The 6213-nt window shown below is 69.5% G+C and carries 7 protein-coding genes and 2 pseudogenes; 6 read left to right on the top strand and 3 right to left on the bottom strand.

Going from position 1 to position 6213, the window contains the following annotated elements; genetic code table 11:
* Positions 1-110 precede the first annotated feature (110 nt).
* Positions 111-458, top strand: coding sequence for a hypothetical protein (locus ACFYX0_RS46200; protein ID WP_388981442.1), 348 nt, complete (start codon positions 111-113; stop codon positions 456-458).
* 161 nt (positions 459-619) lie between these two features.
* Here the strand turns inward: ACFYX0_RS46200 and ACFYX0_RS46195 are convergent.
* The 3 genes and pseudogenes from ACFYX0_RS46195 to ACFYX0_RS46185 form a co-directional block, all read right to left on the bottom strand.
* A pseudogene (locus ACFYX0_RS46195) lies at positions 620-963 on the bottom strand (ATP/GTP-binding protein); the annotation flags it as partial.
* 447 nt (positions 964-1410) lie between these two features.
* A complete protein-coding gene (locus ACFYX0_RS46190) occupies positions 1411-1797 on the bottom strand; it encodes a fic family toxin-antitoxin system, toxin component (protein ID WP_388981439.1) in 387 nt (128 codons plus the stop codon).
* Positions 1794-2096, bottom strand: a complete 303-nt coding sequence (locus tag ACFYX0_RS46185; protein ID WP_388981436.1) for a DUF1778 domain-containing protein — start codon at positions 2094-2096, stop codon at positions 1794-1796. The genes ACFYX0_RS46190 and ACFYX0_RS46185 overlap by 4 nt, the downstream gene beginning before the upstream one ends.
* A 257-nt stretch (positions 2097-2353) precedes the next feature.
* Between ACFYX0_RS46185 and ACFYX0_RS46180 the strand changes: the two genes are divergently transcribed.
* From ACFYX0_RS46180 to ACFYX0_RS46160, 5 genes and pseudogenes are all read left to right on the top strand, one after another.
* The gene (locus tag ACFYX0_RS46180; protein ID WP_388981433.1) at positions 2354-2770 is read left to right on the top strand and encodes a hypothetical protein; all 417 of its coding nucleotides are present in this window, start codon (positions 2354-2356) and stop codon (positions 2768-2770) included.
* A 248-nt stretch (positions 2771-3018) separates the two neighbouring features.
* Positions 3019-3180: a hypothetical protein gene (locus tag ACFYX0_RS46175; protein ID WP_388981431.1), complete on the top strand. Its 162-nt coding sequence runs from the start codon at positions 3019-3021 to the stop codon at positions 3178-3180.
* 767 nt (positions 3181-3947) lie between these two features.
* A complete protein-coding gene (locus ACFYX0_RS46170) occupies positions 3948-4922 on the top strand; it encodes a polysaccharide deacetylase family protein (protein ID WP_388981428.1) in 975 nt (324 codons plus the stop codon).
* Between the two features lie 36 nt (positions 4923-4958).
* On the top strand, positions 4959-5432 hold the full coding sequence (locus ACFYX0_RS46165) for a hypothetical protein (protein ID WP_388981425.1): 474 nt from the start codon (positions 4959-4961) through the stop codon (positions 5430-5432).
* Positions 5433-5491: 59 nt separating this feature from the next.
* Positions 5492-6213: pseudogene (locus ACFYX0_RS46160) on the top strand (helix-turn-helix domain-containing protein); the annotation flags it as partial.

Here is a 6213-nt window from a genome sequence, read left to right as displayed (position 1 = left end):
GCCCGTCGAGTACGAAGCCAACTACTACACGGAACTCACGAAACCCCAGGTCACAACCACAATCTGAGATCTCTACCGAACCCGGGGCGGTTCAGGGTGATGATGGCGGGATGGTTGACGAGCGGGCGGCGGCGAAGTGGTACCGCAACGAGGAACAATGGGCACGGCAAGTCGCTGCCTCGTGGTTGGGCCACCCGGCCGTTCGCGAGGCGGTCGAAGCCGCTGCCCCGACGGCTGCCGAGATCGTGGCGCCGCTGGTGCGCCACATGGTCTCCCAGGTGGAGATCACGCGTTTCTGCTGGCGGGTGTGCGGCATCGCGCCCTCCTTCCCGGACGGCAGTGAAGGTCCGAACCCGTTCGACCCGGCCGCGCCGGGCGCGTGGCCGCTGACTGACGCTCGGAGGGGGGCTTGTTGGTGTATGGGGCGGCGGCTGGCCTGGTGTTTGCTGGTTTGCTGAGGGGCGGGGTGGGCGGCTTCGGTGGAGAGGCCGGGGTGTGTGAGCTGGGTTTGTGTCTTGTGCGCTGAGTGGGGCTGGGTTCGTTGTAGGTAGCTCTAGCGTGAAAAGGCTCGGTTGGTGTTTGTGCTGGTCAGAGCTGTTTGTGCTGGAGGGGTGGTGGGCTAGCGGCCTTGTGTGCGGGGGCGGTTGTGTTGCTCGGCGAGGTGGTCGAGGCGGATGGCTTCGAGTGATCGTTTGGTGATGCGTTCGGTGCCGTCGCAGATGGCGGTGATGGCGGCTTGGCGGATGAGGCGGGTGAGGGATCCGATGCGGTCGGCGGTGCGCTGGTGGAGGTAGGGGGCGTGGGCCGGGAGGGTGCCGGGTTTGTGCTGTTGGAGTCGAGGGCGTTTTCGATGTCGGTGATGGCGTCGCGGAAGGGTTCGCGTGATCCGTGGCGGGCGGGGAGGGGGCCGCAGGTGATGAGGGTGGCGCGTCCGGCGAGTTGGGCGCCGCGGACTCCGGAGACGATGTGGAGCGGCAGCTCGACGGCCCGTGCTCCGGCCCACCGAGCTCCTCCAGGGTGTCGGGAAGTCGCCCCGCGTACCGCTCGTGCAGCACGTCAGCGACGGAGGGCGTGGCACCAGGAGACGACTGCTGAACCATGGTGCCTAGTAAACCGTGCACACCAGGCGAAGGGCAGGGCGGAGGCGCCTTCCGCCCGCTTCCCTGCGCCACTGTGCGGCTGGGGGCAGCGGCCGGCGAAGGCTGTGTGCGCCTTCGGGGGAGTGCCGGGGCCGACGGAGGGCGCAGCAGGCTCCCCGCACCCGCCTCCTCATGACCGTGCTGTGACGACCGGCAGCCAGTAGTGCGGCTGATCTCCGTCTTGCTGGAGCATGCGTGCTGCGCGGGCAATCCGGCCCTGTGGCTGGTGCAGGCTGCGCGCCGGGCCACGACGACTCCCCGGTACTGCACGTCAGGCGGCGGTCCAGTCGCGCAGCTGGCGGGCGATCCGGGCGACGCCGAGCGCTCCCGAGGCCGCGTCCCGCACGAGCGCGACGGCCGCCTTGGGCGGGTAGTCGAGTCCGCGCGCGTTGAGGATCAGATAGGCCTCGGTTGCATGCCAGGCGAAGGCCTCGTTGGAATGCTCCAAGCACGGCAGTTTCGCCAGGGTCTGGAGCAGCGCGGCGGCCTTGAGATACAGGGAGCCGTAGATGTCACGCTGCATCGCCTTGGCATTGACCCGGGCGACCGCGGCGTACAGCGGTCCGTAGTCGTCGACCTGCGGATCGCCGTCGAGCAGCTCGGCGGCGTGCAGCAGGAAAGTCACGTCGAGCGGGTGGAGCGGTTCCGGCTGGGTCACGCGGCGTGGCCTCGCTCCTGGTGCTGCTCGAGTTCTCGACGCGCTTCCTGCTCGGCCTCACGCTGCTCGGCACTGGGGTCCAGGCTGCCGGGCTCGACCGCGAAAGCCGCGCCGCTACGAGCCATGGACGCTTTGAAACCGTCCAGGAACCGCCGCTCCACAGCGGTCGCACGGTCGTAGGCGGCAGAAAGGATGTACTCCTGCATGCTGACACCCGCCTGCTTGGCCGCGGCCGCGATCGCGGCCCGCTGCGCAGGGTCGGGAAAGCGCAGGTTCATCGCTGTTTTGGCATCCGACATGGTATCCACGGTACCAGCGATACCACATGCTCAGGAAGGACGCCGTTCCGCCGCAGGTCACCGTAGAGAACGTTCCACCGAGTGGGCACGGGAATTGCGTGAGCCCGCCGGTAGTGCGGCTGTGCGCTGCCCTGGACGCTGGGCGCCACAGTGTGTGCGGCGCCGCTCGTGCTGGGTCCGTCCGATCAGGCTGTGCTGGTGCGTCGTCGGGTCAAACCGATGGGCCCTCGTTTCCGTGTCCGGACGATGATGTGCGCATGCAGTCGGGCAACGACCTTCCGAGCGACCGCCGGGCCGAATATTTCGGCCAGTGCGCGATGATGATGCTCAACGCGCTCCGGCAGGAGAATGACGCGGACCCGTTTTCCGAGGTCTCCAGCGTCGACCTGTCCGCGGAAACCGAGCCCGGGCACGAAGGAATCTACGACCAGGCGCTGTCCAACGCCCTGGCCGCGATCGTCGCAGCGGAGTGGCCAGGACAGGAAGCGAAGGGCGAGGGCCGTGTGCACTCTGCGAGGCGCCTGTTGAAGGTGATCGCCGAGAAGATTCCGCCCGACCCGGCGATGGGCCTGTGCGTCATACCCGATCGCGACGCCGACGTCCGCTCCCGGTGGGAGAGGGAAACCGTGCGCCCGCAGGCTTCTGGGACACCCGGCTCGACGTTACCCTCCTGACCGATGCGCTCGACGTCAGCGGTCGGGCCCGAGATGGAGGCGGAACGGGGCGCCTGCAGCACCGTCACGTCCACGCCCTGCTTGCCCTCGACCACCACCCCACCCTGAGAACGCTCCTCGCGGCCCAGTCTCGGATCGACCGTGAGCGCGCTGTGGAGCTCCTGACCTACCTGGCGGCTGAGGACCTGGTGTACCCGGTTACGCCATGCCGCGACCGCGATCATGTTCACCGAGCGGCTGAGCGAGTCGTGAGTCTGCTCGGCTACCAGTCTGCCTGGTACACGAACATCAGCGACCTCTCGCCCCGGGCACGCGGGTGGGACCCGGTCACCCGGCATACCTTCGACGGAGTCGTCGCGGGGATCGGCAATGGCTTCGCCCTGACGTTGTTGCAGGTGGGCGAGGACTGAGTATCCGGCCGGGAGAGAGTGCGGGGACGTCCGCAAGGCGGTCCAGGAGCCGGCTGAGTGCGGTCTGGCGGGCCGCCCCTGACCTGCCGGGTGGATCAGAGCGTGTTCAGTGGGGGGCTTCCCGTACGTACAGGCCAGGCGCTGTCGGCTCCGGGCTTCGGAGGGAGCCGGGGGTTCCTGCGTTCCAGACGGAACGAAGACAATCAAATACGCCTCGAAGCCCTCCCGGGCATCCCATTCCACACCACCCCGGTCCGCGGCCCTCCGCACAAGGCGAAGCCCGGCCGGTCAACGTGGCAGCACCTGCCGGCCGACGCCGACACCCCTCACAGGCGACTCCGCGGTGCCGTGTCGTGGACCCAGCGCACGGGGCGGTGGCCGGCCTGATTGTTGTGCGCGCACCGGTCTGCGGATCGGTGCGAGGTATTTCGTATATGGGATATTTGTCACACCGGGGATTTCGCGGAGGCTCTGGGGTCTTCGGCGATGCTCTTCTACGGTGGACCGACATCAGGCGCAAAGGGGATGTAAGTGACGGTCCCGCCGGGGGGACCATCGTCCGTGAGCGGGCGAGGGGCCCGCGCCGTGCCAGAGCGCGGTGCAGTGTGCGACAGGGCCCCGAGCGAGCACCCGCCGCACCCCCGCGGGCAGACGACGACCACCGCGGCCCGCACCGGCCGCCGGTTTCCTTATTTGTTCCTCTGCGCGCCCCATCGCGACCATCACCAATCCAGGCGCCGGGCCGCGGTGCCGTCGGAGGGAGAACTGTGGCATCGGCCAGGGCCAAAGTGACGACAGCCGCCGCGCTCGTGGCGACACTCGCCGGAGCCGTCCTCACGGCATGCGGACCCCACACCAGTACGAGTACGTCGGCCCAGGCGGCGCCCTCAGCCGCGTCCCCGTCGGCGTCCGCCCAGTCGCCGACCGCGCCGGGTACGGGGTCGGACAATCCGACCCCGTCCCGGGGCATGCCGGGTTCGGCGTCGGACAACCCGACCCCGTCCCGGGGCGTCCCGCTCACCCCCTCCCACAGTGCGCCGCTGTCCCCGCCCAACTCCGACTCCACCACCGCACCCGGTGCAGCCGCCTCCCCGGGCAGCTCCGTCAGCGGCAAGGCGCCCGGCGGCGGGCCGCTCGCCGACCCGTCGATCTCGCGCGGCGCGGCGGGCGGCGGCAAGACCGTGGCGCTGACCTTCGACGACGGCCCGGACCCGCGCTGGACACCGCAGATACTGGCCCTCCTCGCGCAGCATCACGCGAAGGCCACCTTCTGCGAGATCGGCCCCCAAGCCAAGCGGTTCCCGTACCTGACCAAGGCGATCAAAGCCGCCGGCGACCGGCTGTGCGACCACTCGGTGCACCACAACGAGCAGCAGGACCGGATGTCCGTCGACTACAACACGCACGAGATAGTCGACGCCCAGCGGGACATAGCCGACGCCGCCGGGGCCGGTACCAAGCTCTGGTACTACCGCGCACCCGGCGGTGACTTCACCCCGTGGATCCGCGCCATCGCCGCCCAGCACGATCTGAGGCCGCTCGGCTGGTCCGACGACGCCAACGACTGGCGGCGCCCGGGGGTAGACGGCATCCTGCGCAACGTCGACCAGAACCTGCGCCCCGGCGCGGTCATCCTGATGCACGATGGCGGCGGCGACCGCTCGCAGACCGTGCAGGCACTCGCCCGCCTCCTGGACCAGCTCGACGCCCAGGGTTACAGCTACGGATTCCCCGTTGTATGACCCAAGGACCCTGCGCACCGCCGGCCGCGTACGACCGTGCGGGCGCTGCGGTCCGGGTCAGGAGGCACCCGCCCGCAGCCGAGCGGCCAGTCGGTCCGCGCGGACGACACCCCCAACGGACACGGAGATGACGGCACCAGCGTCCTGGTCGCCCGCCGGCACCGGTACACCGGCGAGATCTCCTTCCTCCGCTGCTGGTCGCCCGCACCTGTCACCCTCGTCCAGCTGGTGGAAGTGATCTGCCGAGGGTGGCGGATCGAAGAGACTTTCCAACTCGGCAAGACCTTCACCGGCCTGGACGAAGGGCAGGTGACCTGCTGGAACTGCTGGATGCGCTGGTCGCTGTTCTCTCTTGTCGCATCCGCCGTCCTCGCCCTGACCGCCGCCGCCACGACCATGACCGGCCCTGCCGGACCGGCCCGTCTAATCCCGTTGACCTTGTCCTTGCCGAAAACCTCATCCGCCCAGGTGGTGAGGCGGTGGGCGGCCTTCGCGGAGCTTCGACGATGAATGCTCATGCTCACGCCGCGGCTGCGCGGAAGCCGATCAGCACTGCAACGTGATCGTCCGTGCTGCTGCGACTGGCCAACATCGGTGTGAGCAACGCGCTCGCGCTGCTGCGCCTACTGCCGATGAGTGATCGGGACAAGGACATCGAGATCCTGGTGCTGCGGCATCAGATCACGGTGCTGGAGCGGCAACTGGGCAAGCGCAGACCGCGGTTCGATGCGGCCGACCGGGCGTTCCTGGTGGCGCTGCTGCACCGGTTGCCGATGGATGCGCTGCGCCGGGTGCGGCTGCTGGTGCGCCCGGAGACGGTGCTGCGGTGGCACGGGACCTGCTCGCACGTCGGCATGCCGCCCTGTCCCGGCCGAAGCGTCCGGGCCGGCCGCGGACCGTGCACTCCATACGTGCCCTCGTACTCCGCCTCGCGCGCGAGAATCCCCACTGGGGCTACAGGCGCGTGCACGGCGAACTGCTCGTCCTGGGCATCAAGGTCGCCGCCTCCACGGTCTGGGAGATCTTGAGGGAGGCCGGAATCGACCCAGCGCCCGAACGCGGCGCCGGCACGTGGGCCGATTTCCTGCGCTCCCAGGCCGACGCGCTGCTGGCCTGCGACTTCTTCGAGGCGGTCACCCTGACCGGTGCGCGTCTGCAGGTGCTGGCGGTGATCGAGCACGCCAGCCGACGGATCCGCATCCTCGGCGCCGCCGCGCACCCGACCGCGGCCTGGGTGGCGCAGGCGGCGAAGAACCTCGTCATGGACCTGGAGGACGCGGGCTGCCGGGCC

The sequence above is a fragment of the Streptomyces sp. NPDC002573 genome, assembly GCF_042889625.1.
Lineage (GTDB): Bacteria > Actinomycetota > Actinomycetes > Streptomycetales > Streptomycetaceae > Streptomyces > Streptomyces gibsoniae.
Note: the sequence above shows the minus strand (reverse complement) of the source record. Positions and strands in the feature narration are given on the sequence as shown.